This is a genomic window from Roseomonas gilardii subsp. gilardii, from assembly GCF_023078375.1.
In the GTDB taxonomy this organism is placed as follows: domain Bacteria; phylum Pseudomonadota; class Alphaproteobacteria; order Acetobacterales; family Acetobacteraceae; genus Roseomonas; species Roseomonas gilardii.
This window is the reverse complement of the sequence record NZ_CP095555.1, coordinates 36530-55165: the sequence shown is the minus strand read 5'-3', so window position 1 is coordinate 55165 and position 18636 is coordinate 36530. Positions and strand designations below refer to the sequence as shown.

The window sequence follows — 18636 nt, the reverse complement described above, 5'->3', positions numbered from 1 at the left end:
TGATGCCGGTCAGCGTGCGTTCTTGACTTCGCGGGTCCAGCGTGACAGGAGCCGCCCGCGTTCCTGCGAAGAGCCGTACTTCTCGAAATCATAGTTGATCAGCTTGATCTGGCTGATATCAGGGGCCTCCGGCGGCACGGGCGTCGCCTTGTTCGACGGGACCTGGAAGGAACCGTTGCTGGCCGCGATCTTCTGCGCCGCCGGCGTCAGCGCCCATTCGTAGAAGCGCCTGGCCTCCTCCGGATGGCGGGCGCCCTGGACGATACTCATCGAACCGATCTCGTAGCCAGTGCCCTCGCAGGGGGAGACCACCTTCACATGAGGGTTCTGCTTGGCCGCGTCGATGACATCATGCTGGAAAGCGATCCCGACCATGGTCTCGCCACGCGCCGTGGCCTGCGCCGGGGCCGCACCCGCGCTGGTGTACTGGTCAACATTCGCATCCAGCTTCTTCAGATAATCGAAGGCCGGGTCCTCACCCATCAGCTGCACGAGCGTGGCCAGCATGGTCCAGCTTGTCCCTGAGGCGTTCGGATCGGCGACCTGGATCTCCCCCTTGAACTCCGGCTTCAGGAGGTCGGCCCAACACTTCGGAGCCGCGATCTTCCGGCGCTGCAACTCGGTCTCGTTATAGCCGTAGCCAAGCGCCCCCATGTACAGGCCGACAGTCCGGTATCCGGAGCGCTCCGCCTGCTTGCGGGCCCAGTCCTGCAACTGGTCGAGGCTCTTGGATTGATAGGCTTCCGTGAGCCCTTCGGAAGCGGCCTGCAGATGCGGATCGCCCGTGCCGCCAAACCAGACATCGCCGCGCGGATTGTTCTTCTCGGCACGCAGGCGGGCGTAGATCTCGCCTGCGCTCTGGCGCGTCATATCGACGCGGATGCCTGTCTCTCCCTGGAAAGCGTTCGCGGCGGCACGGCACCACTGCTCATTCACGCCGCAATACATGACCAGACTGCCGCCCTCGGCATGGAGGCTGCCGCCACCCGCCACGAGAGCGCCCAGGAAAACAAATGTCTTCAGCGTGTTCTTGAGCATTTCCCGCTTCTTCCCCTTGGTTTTCTGTGTTGGTTGTTTGGTTATTATAATTTTTATTGATCGCGAAGTCGTTCGTGTATTTGAAATACTGACGAAGCGCGATGATTTCTGGTGCTAAGGAACAGCACATTCCTTCCCGTGGAGGAACGCGTACGAGCGGACCATGCAGATACGCTGGTCTAGCCGCGAAATGCCGAACGGGCATGTCGCTGTGCATCGCCGGAGGTGTGGTGCGAACTCGGTCGCGACACGATCGTGCTGCGTCTTTGCACGGATCATGAGGACATTCTCCCTCCTTGGATGCGGGCTCTGAGGTCCCAGGCCACGTCCTTTCCATCACTCTCCGCTCGGCCTGCTGAACTGTCAATTCCATTTTCCTGTGTCAGGAACAAAAATACCGAATGGTAATTCGCCTTCCTCGCGAGATGGAGACCCTGACCAAAGTGACGGGCAGTATCCATTAATGTGCTGATATAGATTAATTTTTCCAGGAAAAAGGCTCTGCGCAGGACATCAGTTGAGCATTGGAAGCACTCGGGGCGAGACGGGAGAGAGAACGATCAGCTCCGATCTCATCTTGCCAATACGGCATATTCATTCCATTATGATCCCCACGGAAGATAAATTACGGCTGATGCTGGGCCTGAGGGCCCGCCACGGGGGATGAGGATGAGGATCGCTGTTCTGGGTGCCGGTCGCATCGGTGCCATCCATGGCCTGAACGTGGCAGCTTCGCCGGCCGCGCATCTTGTTGCCGTGGCCGATCCGCATCGGCCGGCGGCCGAGAAGCTCGCGCAGATGACCGGAGCCGAGGTCCGCGACGTGGATGCCGCGATCGAAAGCCCCGATGTGGATGCCGTCATCATCGGCACGCCCACGACCACCCATGCCGGTTTCATCGAAAGGGCCGCGCGCGCCGGCAAGGCGATCTTCTGTGAAAAGCCGGTGGACCTGTCATCCGAAAGAATCGCCGCCTGCCTCGACGTGGTGGAGAAGGCCGGCGTGCCCTTGATGATCGGCTTCAACCGCCGTTTCGATCCGAACTTCGCGGAACTGCGCCGCCGCCTCGTGGAAGGCATGGTCGGCGAGGTGGAGATGGTGACCGTGATCTCGCGCGACCCCGCACCGCCCCCGGCTTCCTATGTCGCCTCCTCCGGCGGGATCTTTCGCGACATGATGATCCACGACTTCGACATGACGCGCTTCCTTCTTGGCGGCGACGAGGTGGTGGAGGTCCATGCCATCGGATCGGCCCTGGTGGACCCGGCCATCGGGCAGGCCGGGGATGCCGATACCGCCGCGGTGCTGATGAAGACCGCCCAGGGCCGCATCTGCCAGATCTCGAACTCCCGCCGCGCCAGCTATGGTTACGACCAGCGCATCGAGGTGCATGGCTCCAAGGGCATGCTGCGTGCCGGCAACATCCACAAATCCACCGTGGAGATCGCAACCGGCGCTGGTTTCCTGGCCGATCCGGTCCAGGACTTCTTCCTCCAGCGCTATGCCGATGCCTACCGCGAGGAACTGGCCGCCTTCCTGTCGCATGTCGAAACGGGAACGCCGCCTGCGCCATCCGGGCGGGACGGCCTTCTCGCCCAGCGCCTGGCGGATGCCGCGACGGCATCGTGGCAGACAGGGGCCCCGGTCCGGATCTGACGGGTGCACAGGATGAGCAAATGGCCGTCAGGACCAGGCATGCCGAAGCAGGCAGGCGCCTCGCCATGAACCAGGACGATCCCGATATTGTGGAGGACACGGCCAGTCTTCTTGGGGCTGCGGCACCGCCGCGGAGCTACCAGGAATTGCGCGACCTGCTTCTATCGGGTCGCGTGAAGCTGCCCAAGCGCCTGGCTCAGGTTGCCTCCTTCGTCGTGGCGGAGCCCGAGGAAGTCGCCCTTGGCACCGCGGCCGGAATCGCGGAGCGGGCAGGGGTGCAACCATCCACCCTGGTGCGCTTCTCCAAATCCGTCGGGTTGAACGGCTTCTCCGACCTCCAACTCCTGTTTCGCGATCGCCTGCGCAGCCAGGTCTCGAATTACGACGATCGCCTGCTCTCGCTGAAGCAGGCGGAGGGGCGGAGCTCGCTCGCGGCAAACATCCTGGACGGATTCTTCCAGGCCGCCACGCGCTCCCTGTCCCAGTTGCATGACCGGATCGATGTCGGCCAGATCGAGCGCGCGGCTGAGCTTCTCGCGGCCGCCGATACGATCTACCTGATCGCGCAACGCCGCTCCTTCCCGATCAGCGCCTATATGAGCTACAGCTTCGGCAAGCTCGGCGTGAAGAACGTGCTGATCGGCTCGCCGGCGGGAACCGACCAGGAAACCCTTTCCTTCGTCACGAAGCGCGATGCGGCCGTGGCGATCAGCTTCTCGCCCTATGCCTCCACCACGATTGCCCATGCGCACATGGTGGCGGAGCGCAATGCTCCACTGGTCGCGATCACCGACAGCCCCTTCAGCCCGCTCGTGGCGAAATCCTCTCTCTGGTTCGAGGTGGTGGAGGCCGATCTTCATGGCTTCCGCCTCCTCTCCGCCAGTCTCGCCCTGGCCATGACGCTGACCGTCATGGTGGCGGAGGTCCGGCGCGGTTCCTGATTCAGGCAAATGACCTCATGGCGGTCATGTCCTCCCGAAACAAGCAAGATGGAACGGAACGTCTATGATGGATGATACAGCCGAAACTCGCTTGCTCGACGTCATCGCGATCGGCCGTTCCTCAGTGGATCTCTACGGACAGCAGATCGGTTCGCGGCTGGAGGACATCGCCTCCTTCGCCAAGTCGGTCGGCGGATGCCCCGCCAATATCGCCATCGGTACGGCCAGGCTGGGGCTGCGTTCGGCCCTGGTAACGCGGGTCGGCGCGGAGCAGATGGGGAACTTCATCCGCGAGCAGCTCTCACGCGAAGGCGTCGAGACGCGAGGCGTCGTGACCGACCCGCAACGCCTGACCGCACTGGTCCTGCTGGCGGTGGAGGCGGACCATACCTCGCCGATGATCTTCTATCGCGAGGATTGCGCCGACATGGCGCTTTCCGAGGAGGATATCGACCCCGCCTTCATCGCCTCCTCCCACGCCCTGGTCGTCACCGGCACGCATTTCTCCCGTCCCAACACCGGGGCGGCGCAATGGAAGGCGATCCGCGCCGCGAAGGAGGCCGGTACACGGGTCGTGCTCGATGTCGATTACCGCCCCAATCTCTGGGGCCTCGCGGGACACGCGGAGGGCTTCGCACGCTATGTGAAGTCCGATCGCGTGTCCGCGCAGCTCCGGCCGGTCCTGCCCGAATGCGACCTGATCGTGGGCACGGAAGAGGAGATCCTGATCGCTTCCGGGGCAGAGGACCTTCTGGCCGCGCTCAGGACGATCCGCTCGGTCTCCGCCGCCACCATCGTGCTCAAGCGCGGCCCCATGGGCTGCATCGTCTATGACGGCCCGATCAGCGACAGGCTGGAGGACGGCATCCTCGGCCAGGGCTTCCCGATCGAGGTCTATAACGTGCTGGGCGCGGGCGACGCCTTCATGTCCGGCCTGCTGCGTGGCTGGCTCGGTGGCGAAAGCTGGTCCACCGCCGCCACCTGGGCCAATGCCTGCGGCGCCTTCGCCGTGTCGCGCCTGCTCTGCTCCCCCGAGATCCCGACCTTTCCGGAACTGCAGCACTTCCTGCGGCATGGCAGCCCGCATCGTGCCCTGCGGCGCGATGCCGATCTGAACCACATCCACTGGGCCACGACGCGCCGGCCGCAACCGGAAAGCATCCTCGCCCTTGCCTGCGACCACCGCGCCCAGATCGAGGCCCTGGCCGACCGCCTCGGTGTGCCGCGCCAGCGCATCGACAGGTTCAAGGCCCTCGCCGTCGAGGCCGCGGCCCGTGTGGCCGGGGGACGGGACGGCTATGGCGTGCTGATCGACGGCACCTACGGCACCGAAGCCTTCGCGAAGGTGCCGCGCAACTTCTGGATCGGGCGGCCCGTCGAGAAGCCCGGCTCACGGCCACTGGCTTTCGACGGCATGGCGGATCTCGGCAGCCATCTGCGCAACTGGCCGTTGAACCACACGGTCAAATGCCTCTGCTTCTATCACCCCGACGATCCGGCCGGACTGCGCGAGCAGCAGGAGCAGGCGCTGCTCCAGCTTCATGAAGCCACGCGCGGCGCCGGGCTGGAGCTGATGGTCGAGATCATCGCCGCCAAAACCGGTCCACTGGGCGACGACACCGTCGCCTTGGCGATCCGGCGCCTCTATGCACTGGGCATCCGGCCCGACCTGTGGAAGCTGGAAGCCAATCAGGGTCCGGCAGCCTGGCACGCCATCGATGAAGCCATTCTGGCGAATGACCCCTATTGCCGCGGCATCCTGCTGCTCGGCCTGGAGGCACCGGAAGCCGAACTCATGCAGTCCTTCCGCCAGGCCAGCCTGTCGCGGCTGGTCCGCGGCTTCGCGGTCGGGCGCACCATTTTTGCCGAAGCGGTGGAGAACTGGCTCGCCGGCCGGATCGGGGACGAGGATGCCATAGCCGAGATGGCCGCGCGCTTCGGGCGGCTCGTGGAGGGCTGGCAGGCCCTGCGCCAGGCACGGGCGGCCTGACGTCATGCGCCGGAGCACGGTATCCGCTCCGGGAAACAACGAAAGACCATCCGGAGGGGAAATGACCGGCACCATCCGCCTCACCATGTCGCAGGCGCTGACGCGCTTCCTGGCCAACCAGTTCACCGAGATCGATGGCCGGGAAGTGCCGCTCTTCGCCGGTGTCTGGGCCATTTTCGGCCATGGCAACGTCGCCGCGCTCGGCGAGGCGCTGTACCAGGAGCGTGAGCGTCTTCCGGTCCTGCGCGGGCATAACGAGCAGGGCATGGCCCATGCGGCCATTGCCTTCGCCAAGGCCAGCTTCCGCCGCCGCATGATGGCGGTCACCACCTCCATCGGCCCCGGAGCGCTGAACCTCGCCACCGCCTGCGCCGTGGCGCATGTGAACCGCCTGCCGCTGCTGCTCCTGCCCGGGGATGTCTTCGCCAGCCGCCGCCCGGACCCGGTGCTGCAGCAGGTCGAGGATTTCGGCGATGCCACCATCTCGGCCAATGACTGCTTCCGGCCGATCTCCCGGTTCTACGACCGGATCACCCGGCCAGAGCAGATCATCCCGGCGCTGGAACGCGCCATGGCGGTGCTGACCGATCCCGCCGAATGCGGCCCGGTCACGCTGTCCCTGTGCCAGGACGTGCAGGCCGAGGCTTATGACTATCCGGAAGCATTCTTCGGCCGCCGGGTCTGGAACAGGCGGCGGCCCCGTCCCTGCGAGGCCGAGGCCGCCCGCGCCGTCGCGCTGCTGCGGGCGCGCGCAAGCCGTTGATCGTGGCCGGGGGCGGTGTCCTCTATGCCGGGGCGGCTGGCGAGTTGGCGGCTTTTGCCGAGCGGCACGGGATTCCGGTGGCGGAAACCCAGGCCGGCAAGTCCTCACTGCCCTTCGGGCATCCGCTGGCCATGGGGTCCATCGGCGTCACCGGCAGCTCGGCGGCCAATGCGCTGGCGGAGGAGGCGGATGTCATCATTGCCGCGGGGACAAGGCTGCAGGATTTCACCACCGGCTCCTGGTCCCTGTTCCGGGGGGAGGGGCGGAAGATCCTTGGCCTCAACATCCAGCCCTTCGATGCCGGCAAGCACCGCGCCATGCCCCTGGTCGCCGACCTCGTCACCGGCCTCGCGGCGCTGGAGGAAGGGCTGCCGGACTACGCCGCTCCCGGAGCCTGGCGGGAAGGTGCGGAGGCGCTGAAGCGTGACTGGGTGGCGGCGGCGGACCGCGCCATGGCCCCGACGGACGGCGCGGCCCTGCCCTCCGACGCGCAGGTGATCGGCGCCGTCGGTCGTGCGCTCGACTGGAATGCCACCGTGGTCTGTGCCGCGGGTGGCCTGCCCGGCGAGTTGCACAAGCTCTGGCGCCCGACCGCGCCCGGCCGTTACCACCTCGAATACGGCTTCTCCTGCATGGGCTACGAGATCGCCGGCGGGCTGGGCGTGAAGCTGGCACGGCCGGAGGAGGAGGTCGTCGTCATGGTTGGCGATGGTTCCTACCTCATGCTGAATTCGGAGCTGGCGAGCGCGGTCATGCTGGGGTTGCGCTTCACCGTCGTGCTGCTGGACAATCGCGGCTATGGCTGCATCAACCGGCTTCAGGCCGGATGCGGCGGGGCCGCCTTCAACAACCTCCTTGCCGATGCGCGGCACGACACGCTGCCGGAGATCGACTTCGCGGCCCATGCGCGCAGCCTGGGTGCCGACGCCCGGCATGTCGCCTCCCTGGCCGAGTTGGAACAGGCTGTGCGCGAGGCCCGGAACGCGCCGCGCGCCACGGTGATCGTCATCGATACCGATCCGGCCATCATCACCCGGGAAGGTGGCCACTGGTGGGATGTCGCGGTGCCCGAGGTCAGCCAGCGCCCGGAGGTCGCGGCCGCCCGCTCCCGCTACGACGCCGCGCGGCAGGGCCAGCGTTTCGACTGAGATTCACAAGCACCGCGCCCGCCACGAGAGACGGGCGCCAGGGAGGACATGCATGATCCGCATCGGCGCCAACCCGATCTGCTGGTCGAATGACGACAAGCCGGAGATCGGCGGCCACATCACCCTTGAGCAGTGCCTGACCCAGGCCAGGGAAATCGGGCTGGAGGGCATGGAACTCGGCAACAAGTTCCCCTCCGACCCTAAGGCACTGGCGGAGGTGCTGGGCCGCCACGGCCTGGCCCTGGTCGGCGGATGGTACTCGACTTTTCTGCTGGAGCGCGATCCCGAGGCGGAACTGGCCGCGGCGCAGGCGCATCTGGCGAAGCTGAAGGCCCTGGGCAGCAAGGTCTTTATCACCTGCGAATGCACCCGCACGGTGCATCCGCTGGAAGGCACGCCGCTTTCCGCGCGGCCGGTGATGGATGAGGCCGAGTGGAACCGGTTCCTGCCCCGGCTGACCCGCTTCGCGGAGATGATCGCGGCGGAGGGCCTGGCCCTGGTCTATCACCACCACATGGGCACGGTGGTGCAGACCGAGGCGGAGATCGGCCGGCTGATGCAGGGCACGGGCGCGGCGGTGCATCTGCTGCTCGACACGGGGCATGCGACCTGGGCCGGTGCCGATCCGGCGGTCCTGGCCGCGCGCCATCGCGACCGCATCGCCCATGTCCATGCGAAGGACGTGCGCCTGCCGGTCGCGGGGCGGGCGATGGCGGAGGACTGGTCCTTCCTCCGCTCCGTGATGGAGGGGGTCTATACCGTGCCGGGCGACGGGTCGGTGGACTATGTCTCCGTCTTCCGCGCGATCCCCGACTATGCGGGTTGGGTGGTCATCGAGGCGGAGCAGGACCCGCTGAAGGCGCCGCCGGAGACCTATGTCCGCATGGGCTTCGACAGCCTCGTCGGCTTCCTGAAGGACGCAGGCTTCGGCCCGCGCCTGTCCGGGCCGGTGGCAACGCGCGCCGCTTGAAACGAGGGAGGCAAGGCATGTCCAGATTGCGCCTGCGGCCGCAGGGAAATTCCGGCCGCGTGCTCCATGTGACGCCCGAAACTGCCGGCTGGACCTATGTCGGCTTCGACCTTCACCGGCTGCGGCCCGGGGCCGAGGCGGCGGGTGGCGAGCCGGAGCGCGAGGCCTGCCTCGTCCTTGTGTCCGGCAAGGCGCGCATCGCCGCCGCGGGGCAGGATTTCGGGGTTATCGGGGGGCGGGCCTCGCCCTTCGAGGGCCGGCCGGATTCCGTCTATGTCCCGGCGGGCGCCCCCTGGACGGCCGTGGGGGAGGGGCCGGAGGAAGCCGTGCTGGCCGTCTGCAGCGCGCCAGGCGAAGCGGGCAGGCGCGCGGCCCGGCGCATCGCGCCGGACGACGTGACGCAGGAGATGCGGGGCAGGGGCAGCAACACCCGCCATGTCACCAACATCCTGCCGGAGACGGCGGAAGCGGATGGGCTGCTGGTGGTGGAGGTGATCACCCCCGGCGGCAACACCTCCAGCTACCCGCCACACCGTCATGACGAGGACGATCCGCCACGGCAGACCCTCCTGGAGGAAACCTACTACCACCGGCTCAACCCTCCACAGGGCTTCGCCTTCCAGCGGGTCTATACGGATGACCGCAGCCTGGACGAGACCATGCTGCTGGAGGATGGAGACCTGACACTCGTGCCCAAGGGCTACCACCCTTGTGCCACGATCCACGGTTACGACCTCTACTACCTGAACGTCATGGCGGGGCCGGTGCGGAACTGGCGCTTCCATAACGACCCCGACCACGAGTGGATCTTACAGGCCTGAGACACACGCCTCGGGCCGCCCCGCATGCTCCGGCTTCTCAAGAGGGGCTGGCGTCGGCCAGGATGTCCAGTTCCAGCATCAGGGAAGCGAGACATTTGCCATGGGCGTCGAGCGCGAGGGATCGTGTGACGCCGCCACCCAGCGCGCTCTTTCACCGGCCGCCCAGGCCTTCCTTGCGGTACTGGAACAGCAAGCCAGGATACACGAGTGATCCCGCATGGTGTCGTTGACCGGGCGCCGGTGACGATCCCCGTGCTGCCTCCGTCAACCGGACATGAGTCGGCGATAGCGGAGCTGGTCGGCATGCATCTGCTGGAACACGGCGTATTTCCGGGCATGGTATTGCTGCACCGGGCCGGATGAGGGCGCGATGGTGCCGCCGGCGCGGCTCATCGTCGCCATGGCGGCCGGAAGATCGGCCTGCGCCCTCCCCGCGACGGCGCCGAGCATGGCGGCGCCCAGCAGGATCGCCTCCGGCTCCCCGGGCAGCACGATCCGGCATCCGGTGGCGTCCGCATGTTCCCGCAGGAAGACCGGGTTCTTCGTGCCGCCGCCACAGGCCAGCACGGTATCGATGGCATAGCCCTCGGCGTTCAGCACCTCGATGATATGGCGTGTCCCATAGGCGATGGCCTGGATCGTCGCGAGATAGAGCAGCGCCAGGTCGTCTTCCGTCGTGGAAAGGCGCAGGCCCGAGACCATGCCGCGCAGCGAGGCATCGGCACGGGGCGAGCGGTTGCCGTGGAAGTCCGGCATGACATGCAGCCCCTCGGTCAGCAGAGCGGGGAAGGGCAGGGGGGCCGCCAGCACGGCGAGGCGCTCGTTCAACCGCTGGTAGACCGTCACCCCCGCCTGCCGCGCCGCCTCGGCGAGGGAAGGATAGGCGGCGTGGCCGGTGATCACATGGTCGATCAGCGCCCCGGTGGCCGACTGACCGCCCTCATTCAGCCACAGGCCGGGCTGCATGGCGGAGAAATACGGCCCCCAGATCCCCGGAACGAAGCGCGGCACCTCCGACACTGCCATGTGGCAGGAGGAGGTGCCGCCCACCAGGGCGAGGCGGTGCCGGAGCGCCTCCGCATCCGGCGCCCCGCCTTCCAGAGCGGCCCCGATCACCCCCAGACCACCGGCATGGGCATCGATCGCCGAGGTGCCAACCGGCGTGCCCGGCGGCAATCCCAGCTCGGCGGCGGCCGCTGGGCTGAGCCCGCCCGGCACGGGGGCGCCGACTGGCAGGATCGCTGTGCCGATGCGGCGGAAGCCCTCCTCGGCCAGATCCTCCAGTCCAACGGCACGGAAGAACCCCTCGTCCCAGCGCCCTTCCTCGCCGCGATAGGTCCATTTGCAGACGGTGGAGCAGAACGAGCGCGTCAGGCTGCCGGTGGCGCGCCATGTCAGGAAATCCGGCAGGTCGAGGAAATGCGCCGCCCGCCGCCAGCAGCCCGGCAGGTGGTGCTTGAGCCAGAGCAGCTTGGGCACCTGCATCTCCAGCGAGATGCGGCCGCCGACATAGCGCAGGACCTCGTGGGAGCCCGCATTGATTGCCTCGGCTTCCGCCGCGGCGCGATGGTCCATCCAGACGACGACATCCTGCTCCGCCTCACCATCAGGGCTGACGGAGACCGGCCCGCCACCGGCATCCAGCACCACGAGCGAGCAGGTGGCGTCGAAGCCGAGGCCACGAATGTGGAGATCCGTCCGCCCTGCCAGCACCTCCCGGACCGCCCGGCAGACGGCGGCCCAGATATCCGCCGAGGACTGCTGCGCGAAATCGGGCCGGGGCCGCCAGAGCCGGATCGGGTGCACCGCCTGGACCAACATCCTGCCGTCCAGCGTGAAGGCGCCGGCACGGGCACTGCCGGTGCCGACATCCACACCGATGACGATCTCCTGCATGGCGGAAACTCCTGCTCCCGGCTCAACCCTCGGCCAGGTCGAGGCGGGCCCCGGCCTGGCGTAGAAGGTCCGCCGCCGCAGCCTCGCGGGGCGGATTGGTGACGATTCGTTCGAAGGCGGAAAGCGGGGCGAAGCCAGCAGGCTTACGCGCGCCGAGCTTGCTGTCATCGACCACGAGGATGGCGCGCCGGGCACTGGCGATGGCCGCCTGCTTCACCGGCACCTCATGGGCATGGGAGCAGGAGGCACCCAGGGCTGCCTCCACGCCGCCGGCCGAGACGAAGGCCTTGTCGATCCGCGACCGGCGCAGGCCGGCCAGCACCTCGTCCGAAGCGAAGCTGGCCGAGGCGGGGTGGAACAGCCCGCCGAGCAACAGGAGCTGGGTGCGAGGCCGATGGCTGAGCAGGTTCGCGATGTTCAGCGCATAGCAGAACACGGTCAGCGCCAGTCCAGGTGCCAGGGCTTCCACCAAGTGCGGCGTGGTGGTGCCGCAGTCGATGAACAACTTATCTCCATCCTCCACCAGCGCGGCGGCATGGCGCCCGGCCTGGCGCTTGGCGGCGGCATGGCTGTCCTGCTCCCGCTCCAGCGCATAGGGGCTCTCGGCGGGTGGGCCACCTTGCAGCAGCACATGTCCTCCCAGGAGGGTAAGCCCGTGCCGCGACTGCGAAAGATCCCGCCGTAAGGTCATGGAGGAGACGTGAAGGGCCGCGGCCGCATCACCGAGCCGCAAGGGGCCGCTGCGCCGCAACATCTCGGCGAGGCGCCGCAACCGGTCCTGCCGGCGTGCTTCTCCCACCGCTGTGTCGCCCTGGATCATCCCTCTCCTCGCGGGGAAGTCTTGACACCCGACCCCATGATGTGACGATTTTAACAAAATTCAGAAGACTGACAAATACGGGACCAACCCGGCCCGCTCTGACGGCCCGAAGGAGGCCGAAGTGACGACACAGCACACCGCCCTGCCGCGCAGGCCCGAAGACCTCGCCCCGCTGATCGACCATACGCTGCTCCAGCCCGGAGCCGGCGAGGCGGATCTGCGCCGCCATGGCGAGGAGGCGCTCCGGCACCTGTTCTGCTCGGTCTGCGTCAACCCGGTGAACGTGCCGCTGGTGGCCCAGCTTCTGCGCGGCAGCGCGGTGAAGACCTGCTCCGTGGTCGGCTTTCCGCTGGGGGCCACGACCGCCTGGGACAAGGCCGCCGAGACAGCGAATGCCGTGCATCATGGCGCCGACGAGATCGACATGGTGATCAATATCGGTGCGCTGCGGGACGGGCGGCTGGAGGTCGTGCGCGAGGACATCGCCGCGGTGCGCAAGGCCTGCGAAGGACGGGTGCTGAAGGTCATCATCGAGACCTGCCTGCTGACGGATGAGCAGAAGCGCACCGCCTGCCGCCTTGCCGCCGAGGCGAAGGCCGATTTCGTGAAGACCTCCACCGGCTTCTCCACCGGCGGCGCCACGGTGGAGGATGTGCGGCTGATGCGCGAGACCGTGGGGAGTGCGCTGGGTGTGAAGGCGTCCGGCGGCATCCGCGACTGGGATACGGCGCTGGCGATGATCGCCGCCGGCGCGAACCGGATCGGTGCCAGCTCCGGCGTTGCCCTGATCACGGGCGCGCCGGCCTCCGGTACCGGCTACTGACGCAAGAACGAGAACAGGAGAGGAAGCGATGAACGGAATCAGCAGGCGCCATTTTGGTGCAATGGCGGCGGGCGGGCTGCTGGCCTCTGTCGCCGGCGGCCCGGCCTTCGCGCAGGCCGCGGCGGTGGATGCCAGCAAGGTGGCCGCCGACATCAACGCCAAGGCCGGCAAGAAGCGCAGCATCGCCACGGTGGTGAAGGTGGACGGCATCGCCTGGTTCGACCGGATGCGCGTCGGCGTCACGCAATTCGGCAAGGACCAGGGCCACGACACCTGGATGGTGGGCCCCAGCCAGGCGGATGCGGCGGCGCAGGTGCAGCTGGTCGAGAGCCTGATCGCCCAGGGCGTGGACGCGATCTGCATCGTGCCCTTCTCGGTGGAGGCGGTGGAGCCCGTGCTGCAGAAGGCCCGCCGCCAGGGCATTGTGGTGATCTCGCATGAGGCTTCGAACCTCCAGAACACGGATTACGATATCGAGGCTTTCGACAATCACGCCTACGGCGCCAAGCTGATGGAGGTTCTGGCGCGCGACATGGGCGGCGAGGGCAAGTATGTCGCCACCGTCGGCAGCCTGACCTCCCAGTCCCAGAACGAGTGGATCGACGGTGCCGTCGCCTACCAGAAGCAGCACTTCCCGAAGATGCAGGAGGTGACGAAGCGCATCGAGACCTATGACGACGCGACCACCGACTACAACAAGCTGAAGGAAGTGCTGACCGCCTATCCGGACCTGAAGGGCATCCTCGGCGCGCCCATGCCGACCTCGGCCGGTGCCGGGCGGCTGATCGCCGAGCGCAACCTCAGGGGCAAGCTCTTCTTCTCCGGCACCGGCCTCGTTTCCGTCGCCGGGCAGTACCTGCGCAATGGCGACATCAACTACATCCAGTTCTGGGACCCGGCGGTGGCCGGCTATGCCATGAACGTGATGGCTGTGATGGCGCTGGCGAAGAAGGACATCAAGGCGGGCACCAATCTCGGCCTCGCCGGTTATGAGAACCTGCAGGTGCCCGATGCCAAGCGGCCCAACGTGCTGGTCGGCCAGGGATGGGTCGGCGTGACCAAGGACAACATGGCCCAGTACAACTTCTGAGCCGCATCCAGGTCTGGAACCCGCCGGAGGCCCCGTGCCTCCGGCCCCTCGTGACGCCTGTGGCGACGGAAGGGCATGACCGCTCCGCTGATCGAACTCCGCCATATCGGCAAGAGCTTTGCCGCCGTGCGCGCCCTGGACGACGTTTCCCTGACCATCGGCCAGGGCGAGATCCACTGCCTGGCCGGTGAGAACGGCTCCGGCAAGTCCACGCTGATCAAGGTGATCTCGGGGGTCTGGCAGCCGGACCAGGGGGAGATTCTGATCGACGGGCAGAAGGCCGAGAGCATGACCCCACGCTCGGCCATCGCCCATGGCGTGCAGGTGATCTATCAGGATTTCTCGCTCTTCGGGAACCTCACGGTCGCCGAGAACCTCGCCCTCAGCACCGAGCTGCAGGCACGGCGCAGCCTCGTCTCCTGGCGCCGGGTGCGCGCCATCGCCGAGGCCGCCACCGCCCGGCTGGGCGTCGAGCTCGACCTCGACGCGCTGGTGGAAACCCTGCCGACCGCGGGCCGGCAACTCGTGGCCATCGCCCGCGCGCTGATGTCCGACCCGCGCCTGCTGATCATGGATGAACCCACCACCGCGCTCACGGGGCGGGAGGTCGAGGCGCTGTTCCGCGTGGTGCGCGATATCCAGTCGCGTGGCATCGCCGTGCTCTTCGTCAGCCACAAGATGCGCGAGATGCTGGAGATCAGCGAGCGCCTGACGGTGATCCGCAGCGGCCGCGTCGTGGCCGCCGGGCCTATCGCCGAATTCAACGAGGCCGCCATCACCCGTGCCATGACCGGGCAGGACATCGCCACCGAAGGCTATCGCTGGGCCGGGTCGGCCTCGGTGCCGGTGCTGGAGGTCAACGGCCTCGGCATCCCGGGGCAGCTCCAGGATATCAGCCTGCGCGTCATGCCGGGCGAGATCGTCGGCATCTCCGGCCTGCTCGGCTCCGGCCGTACGGAACTGGCCCTGGCGCTGTTCGGCATGAAGCCGGGCCATGCCGGGGAGGTCCGCCTGAACGGCAGGCCCGTGCGGCTGGACAGCGTGCAGGCGGCCATCGCCGAGGGCGTGGCCTATGTGCCCGAGGACCGGCTGACCGAGGGCCTCTTCCTGACCCAGACCATCGACCGCAACATCCTCGCCACCTCGCATGAGCGGCTGAGCCGGTGGGGCGTGATCCGCCGCGATGCCGCCGCCCGCGACGCGGCGGCCACGATCCGCGAGATGGCCATCGCCACCCCGACCGGCGACCGGCCGGTGACGCAGCTCTCCGGCGGCAATCAGCAGCGCGTGGTGATCGGCCGCTGGCTGCTGAACGACCCGAGGCTGCTGATCCTGAACGGCCCGACCGTGGGTGTCGATGTCGGCTCCAAGGCCGGCATCCACCGCAAGATCCGCGATCTGGCACGCGAGCGCGGCCTGGGCGTCCTGATGATCTCGGACGACCTTCCCGAACTGGTGGACAACTGCAACCGCATCCTCGTCCTGCACCGGGGGCGCCTGGTGTCTGACCTGCCCGCCGAGGCGACCGACGAAGGGCGGCTGAGCGCGATGCTGGGAGAACTGGCATGAGCCGCCTCGCCGCCCTGCTGCGCCGCCACCCGGAATTCATGGTCGGCGCCGTCCTGCTGGCCGCCGTGCTGGTGATCGGCACGGTCAACCCGGTCTTCTGGCAGCCGGCCAACCTCTTCTCGCTGCTGCGGGCCAGCGTCATCTCGGGCATCCTGGCGCTCGCCGTGCTGATGGTCATGCTTTCGGGCGGCATCGACGTCTCCTTTCCCGCCTTCGCCATCGCGGCGATGTACCTGACGGTGAAGGCGATGATCGCCTGGGGCTTCGACGGGGTGGTCTTGCCCTTCCTGATGGCGACGGGCATCGGCCTGCTGCTGGGCCTCGTGAACGCGGTCTTCGTCCATTACCTGCGGATGATCCCGCTGATCGTCACGCTCGGCACCGGCACGGCCGTGCGCGGCTTCATCCTGGGCGTGGTCGGCACCAGCCAGATCAACATCGACCAGATGCCTCCGCTGCTGATCGGCTTCGCCCGGGGCGAGTTCCTGCATGTCACCCAGGCGGATGGCAGCCAGGCCGGGCTCTCCTCCATGGTGCTGGTCTATGCCGGCATCGCCCTGCTGGTGCATCTGATGCTCCGCCACACGATGATCGGCCGTGGCATCTACGCACTGGGCGGCGGCGAGGAAGCGGCGCGGCGCGTCGGCTTCAACACCCGCCGCATCACCTTCTTCATCTATGGCCTGGCCGGGGCGCTGGCGGGCTTCGCCGGGCTGCTGCACGGGGCGATGATCTGGACGGCCAACCCACGCGACATGGTGGGGCTGGAACTCGACGTCATCGCCGCGGTGGTGCTCGGCGGCGCCAGCATCTTCGGCGGGCGCGGCAGCGTCATCGGCACGGTGCTCGGTGTGCTGACCCTGGTGGTGATCACCAACAGCCTGATCATCCTGGGCATGGACACCACCTGGCAGCGTGTCGTCGTGGGCCTGATCGTGATCGCCGCCACGGCCGCCACGGCCTGGCGCGACCGCCGGCGCATCGCCTGAGCGGGAGGGAGGACACCGCATGAACGGCCTGACGAAGCGCCTCCGCATCGACAGCAACCTGCTGCAGCTCGTCCTGCTCACGGTGCTGATCTTCGCCGGCATGGCGGTGCTGAACCCGGAGCGCTTCCTGCGTCCCTATGTCTTCGAATCCATCACCTTCGTCGCGCCGGAACTGGGGCTCCTCGCCATCGCCATGATGGTGGCCATGCTGACCGGCGGCATCGACCTCTCGGTGATCGGCATCGCCAACCTGTCCTGCATCCTGGCCGGCCTCTTCTTCCACGCTGTCGGCGCCCCGCGCGGGCCGGAACTGGTGAACCTTCCCCTGCCGATGGTCGGGCTCGGCGTGCTGCTCGCCCTCTGCACAGGCATCCTGGCGGGTGCGGTGAACGGCTTCCTGATCACGAAGCTCCGGATCACCCCGATCCTCGCCACCATCGGCACGGGGCAGGTCTTCACCGGCATCTGCCTCGTCCTCACCGGCGGCCCCGCCGTGGTGGGCTTCCCGGCTCTCTGGGGGCAGATCGGCAACGGCACGCTCCTCGGCATCGCCGTGCCGCTTCTCGTCTTCCTCGTCGTCTCGGCCCTGGTCTGGTTCCTGCTGACCCGTACGGGCTTCGGCATCGACCTCGCCCTGATCGGCACGAATGCGCGGGCCGCGGCCTTCGCCGGAATCCGGACGGGGCGGCGGGTCTTCTTCTCCTATGTGCTGACCGGCGTGCTGGCCAGCCTCGCCGGGATTCTGCTATCCGGCCGCACCAATGCGGCGAAATCCGACTACGGCGTCTCCTACCTGCTCCAGGCCGTGCTGATCGCCGTGCTGGCCGGCACCAACCCGGCGGGCGGGCGCGGCAATGTGGTGGCGGTCGGCCTCGCGCTCCTGGCGCTGATGCTGCTGTCCTCCGGCCTGCAGATGATGCGTTTCAGCAACTTCCTGGTGGACCTGATCTGGGGCGGCTTCCTGCTGCTCTCGATCGCCCTGGCCGCCTGGCGCAACCGGGTGCGTTGAGCATGACCACGATCATCCCCCTCCATGAAAGCCTCGCCGGCGCGGCGGAGCGCGAGATCCTGGCCGGGGAGGGGCTGCGCGCCAGCCTCTTCCGCTTCCGCACTGGCATCGCCGCCCTGCGCCTCGCCAATGCCCGTGGCGAGGTCGTGGTCCTGCCTTGGATGGGCGGCATGGTCTGGTCCGCGAATTTCGACGGCGTGGAGCTCGCCATGGCCAGCGGCTTCGACGCACCGCGCCCGGCAAGGCAGATCGCCGAGACCTATGGCTGCTTCGCCTTCCACAGCGGGCTGCTGCACAATGGCGTGCCCACGGCGGAGGACAGCCACGCCGCCCATGGTGAATTCCCCTGCGCGCCGATGGACGGCGCTCTGCTGGAGCTCGGCGAGGATGCGGAGGGGCACTTCCTGCGCCTGCTCAGCCGGCGCGACCATGTCATGGGCTTCGGCGCACACTATCTGGCGCATCCCTCGCTGACCCTGCGGCCGGATGCGACGCTCTTCGACATCGGCCTCGCGGTGGAGAACCGCTCCGGGAAGCCGATGGAGCTGATGTACATGTGCCACATCAACTTCGCCTTCGTGCCGGGCGGCCGCTTCCGGCAGGCAGCGCCTTTCACGCCGGAGCGTGTCTCGGTCCGTCGCGCCGTCCCGGCGCATGTCGTGCCCGATCCAGCCTATCTCGCCCTGATCGACGAGCTGGCCGCGCATCCGGAACGCATGGAGGTGTTGTCAGAGCCTGGCCGTTATGACCCGGAGCAGGTCTTCTACCTGCATGGCCTCGGCGCCGATGCGGAGGGGCGGACGCATCTGATGCTGGAGCGGCCGGAGGGTGACGGCTTTGCCGTCTCCTACGCCACGGCGGATTTCCCACAGACCGTGCGCTGGGTGCTGAACGATCCGGACCAGAAGGTCGTGGCCCTGGCCCTGCCGGCAACCTGCTATCCGGAGGGTCAGGCGGCAGCGCGCCGGAATGGCCAGATCCGCTTCCTGCTACCGGGTGAGACGGCGCGCTTCACCGTCCGCACCGGCTATCTCGATCGCGAGGCCGCTCTCCGGACGGCCGCCCTGATCGCGTCGCTCGGCTAGGCCATGCCGCCTGGGGCGGCGCGGCTCT

The 18636-nt window shown here is 67.6% G+C and carries 14 protein-coding genes and 2 pseudogenes; 12 read left to right on the top strand and 4 right to left on the bottom strand.

The window, feature by feature from the left end; all coding sequences use genetic code 11:
- Positions 1-9: 9 nt before the first annotated feature.
- Positions 10-1038: an ABC transporter substrate-binding protein gene (locus MVG78_RS19760; RefSeq protein ID WP_247560913.1), complete on the bottom strand. Its 1029-nt coding sequence runs from the start codon at positions 1036-1038 to the stop codon at positions 10-12.
- Between the two features lie 669 nt (positions 1039-1707).
- Here MVG78_RS19760 and iolG point away from each other — a divergent pair.
- The 6 genes and pseudogenes from iolG (at position 1708) to iolB (ending at position 9327) form a co-directional block, all read left to right on the top strand.
- Positions 1708-2694 carry an inositol 2-dehydrogenase gene (iolG, locus tag MVG78_RS19755; RefSeq protein WP_247560911.1) on the top strand — a complete coding sequence of 329 codons (987 nt, stop codon included), beginning with the start codon at positions 1708-1710 and terminating at the stop codon, positions 2692-2694.
- A 20-nt stretch (positions 2695-2714) separates the two neighbouring features.
- Positions 2715-3635 (top strand): MurR/RpiR family transcriptional regulator, encoded by a 921-nt coding sequence (locus MVG78_RS19750; RefSeq protein ID WP_247560909.1) that lies wholly within the window; start codon positions 2715-2717, stop codon positions 3633-3635.
- Between the two features lie 67 nt (positions 3636-3702).
- Entirely contained in the window at positions 3703-5625 is a 1923-nt protein-coding gene (locus MVG78_RS19745; protein ID WP_247560907.1) for a bifunctional 5-dehydro-2-deoxygluconokinase/5-dehydro-2-deoxyphosphogluconate aldolase, read from the top strand.
- Between the two features lie 61 nt (positions 5626-5686).
- A pseudogene (gene iolD, locus MVG78_RS19740) lies at positions 5687-7536 on the top strand (3D-(3,5/4)-trihydroxycyclohexane-1,2-dione acylhydrolase (decyclizing)).
- Between the two features lie 52 nt (positions 7537-7588).
- Entirely contained in the window at positions 7589-8506 is a 918-nt protein-coding gene (gene iolE, locus MVG78_RS19735; protein WP_247560905.1) for a myo-inosose-2 dehydratase, read from the top strand.
- A 17-nt stretch (positions 8507-8523) separates the two neighbouring features.
- Positions 8524-9327 (top strand): 5-deoxy-glucuronate isomerase, encoded by an 804-nt coding sequence (gene iolB / locus MVG78_RS19730; protein ID WP_247560903.1) that lies wholly within the window; start codon positions 8524-8526, stop codon positions 9325-9327.
- A 37-nt stretch (positions 9328-9364) separates the two neighbouring features.
- Here the strand turns inward: iolB and MVG78_RS22130 are convergent.
- The 3 genes and pseudogenes from MVG78_RS22130 to MVG78_RS19720 all read right to left on the bottom strand — a co-directional run.
- Positions 9365-9472, bottom strand: a pseudogene (locus MVG78_RS22130) (AtuA-related protein); the annotation flags it as partial.
- 119 nt (positions 9473-9591) lie between these two features.
- Positions 9592-11223, bottom strand: a complete 1632-nt coding sequence (locus MVG78_RS19725) for an FGGY-family carbohydrate kinase (RefSeq protein ID WP_247560901.1) — start codon at positions 11221-11223, stop codon at positions 9592-9594.
- Between the two features lie 22 nt (positions 11224-11245).
- Complete coding sequence (locus tag MVG78_RS19720; protein ID WP_247560899.1) at positions 11246-12043, bottom strand: DeoR family transcriptional regulator; 798 nt, start codon at positions 12041-12043, stop codon at positions 11246-11248.
- 121 nt (positions 12044-12164) lie between these two features.
- On the opposite strand from MVG78_RS19720, the gene deoC reads away from it, so the two are divergent.
- The 6 genes from deoC to MVG78_RS19690 all read left to right on the top strand — a co-directional run bounded on the left by deoC (position 12165) and on the right by MVG78_RS19690 (position 18608).
- Entirely contained in the window at positions 12165-12866 is a 702-nt protein-coding gene (deoC, locus tag MVG78_RS19715) for a deoxyribose-phosphate aldolase (RefSeq protein ID WP_247560898.1), read from the top strand.
- 61 nt (positions 12867-12927) lie between these two features.
- The gene (locus MVG78_RS19710; protein WP_428480856.1) at positions 12928-13956 is read left to right on the top strand and encodes an autoinducer 2 ABC transporter substrate-binding protein; all 1029 of its coding nucleotides are present in this window, start codon (positions 12928-12930) and stop codon (positions 13954-13956) included.
- Between the two features lie 75 nt (positions 13957-14031).
- Complete coding sequence (locus tag MVG78_RS19705; RefSeq protein ID WP_247560894.1) at positions 14032-15525, top strand: sugar ABC transporter ATP-binding protein; 1494 nt, start codon at positions 14032-14034, stop codon at positions 15523-15525.
- Positions 15522-16514, top strand: a complete 993-nt coding sequence (locus tag MVG78_RS19700; RefSeq protein WP_247560893.1) for an ABC transporter permease — start codon at positions 15522-15524, stop codon at positions 16512-16514. The genes MVG78_RS19705 and MVG78_RS19700 overlap by 4 nt, the downstream gene beginning before the upstream one ends.
- Positions 16515-16533: 19 nt before the next feature.
- The gene (locus MVG78_RS19695) at positions 16534-17523 is read left to right on the top strand and encodes an ABC transporter permease (RefSeq protein WP_247560891.1); all 990 of its coding nucleotides are present in this window, start codon (positions 16534-16536) and stop codon (positions 17521-17523) included.
- A gap of 2 nt (positions 17524-17525) precedes the next feature.
- The gene (locus MVG78_RS19690; protein WP_247560889.1) at positions 17526-18608 is read left to right on the top strand and encodes an aldose 1-epimerase family protein; all 1083 of its coding nucleotides are present in this window, start codon (positions 17526-17528) and stop codon (positions 18606-18608) included.
- Positions 18609-18636: the final 28 nt, after the last annotated feature.

Excerpts from the sequence above, each read along its gene's own strand:
- MVG78_RS19700 (WP_247560893.1), top strand. The coding sequence starts at position 15,522 with ATGAGCCGCCTCGCCGCCCTGCTGCGCCGCCACCCGGAATTCATGGTC.
- iolG (WP_247560911.1), top strand. The coding sequence starts at position 1,708 with ATGAGGATCGCTGTTCTGGGTGCCGGTCGCATCGGTGCCATCCATGGC.
- MVG78_RS19705 (WP_247560894.1), top strand. The coding sequence starts at position 14,032 with ATGACCGCTCCGCTGATCGAACTCCGCCATATCGGCAAGAGCTTTGCC.
- MVG78_RS19690 (WP_247560889.1), top strand. The coding sequence starts at position 17,526 with ATGACCACGATCATCCCCCTCCATGAAAGCCTCGCCGGCGCGGCGGAG.
- iolE (WP_247560905.1), top strand. The coding sequence starts at position 7,589 with ATGATCCGCATCGGCGCCAACCCGATCTGCTGGTCGAATGACGACAAG.
- MVG78_RS19760 (WP_247560913.1), bottom strand. The coding sequence starts at position 1,038 with ATGCTCAAGAACACGCTGAAGACATTTGTTTTCCTGGGCGCTCTCGTG.
- MVG78_RS19720 (WP_247560899.1), bottom strand. The coding sequence starts at position 12,043 with ATGATCCAGGGCGACACAGCGGTGGGAGAAGCACGCCGGCAGGACCGG.
- MVG78_RS19750 (WP_247560909.1), top strand. The coding sequence starts at position 2,715 with ATGGCCGTCAGGACCAGGCATGCCGAAGCAGGCAGGCGCCTCGCCATG.
- MVG78_RS19745 (WP_247560907.1), top strand. The coding sequence starts at position 3,703 with ATGGATGATACAGCCGAAACTCGCTTGCTCGACGTCATCGCGATCGGC.
- iolB (WP_247560903.1), top strand. The coding sequence starts at position 8,524 with ATGTCCAGATTGCGCCTGCGGCCGCAGGGAAATTCCGGCCGCGTGCTC.
- MVG78_RS19695 (WP_247560891.1), top strand. The coding sequence starts at position 16,534 with ATGAACGGCCTGACGAAGCGCCTCCGCATCGACAGCAACCTGCTGCAG.
- MVG78_RS19710 (WP_428480856.1), top strand. The coding sequence starts at position 12,928 with ATGGCGGCGGGCGGGCTGCTGGCCTCTGTCGCCGGCGGCCCGGCCTTC.
- MVG78_RS19725 (WP_247560901.1), bottom strand. The coding sequence starts at position 11,223 with ATGCAGGAGATCGTCATCGGTGTGGATGTCGGCACCGGCAGTGCCCGT.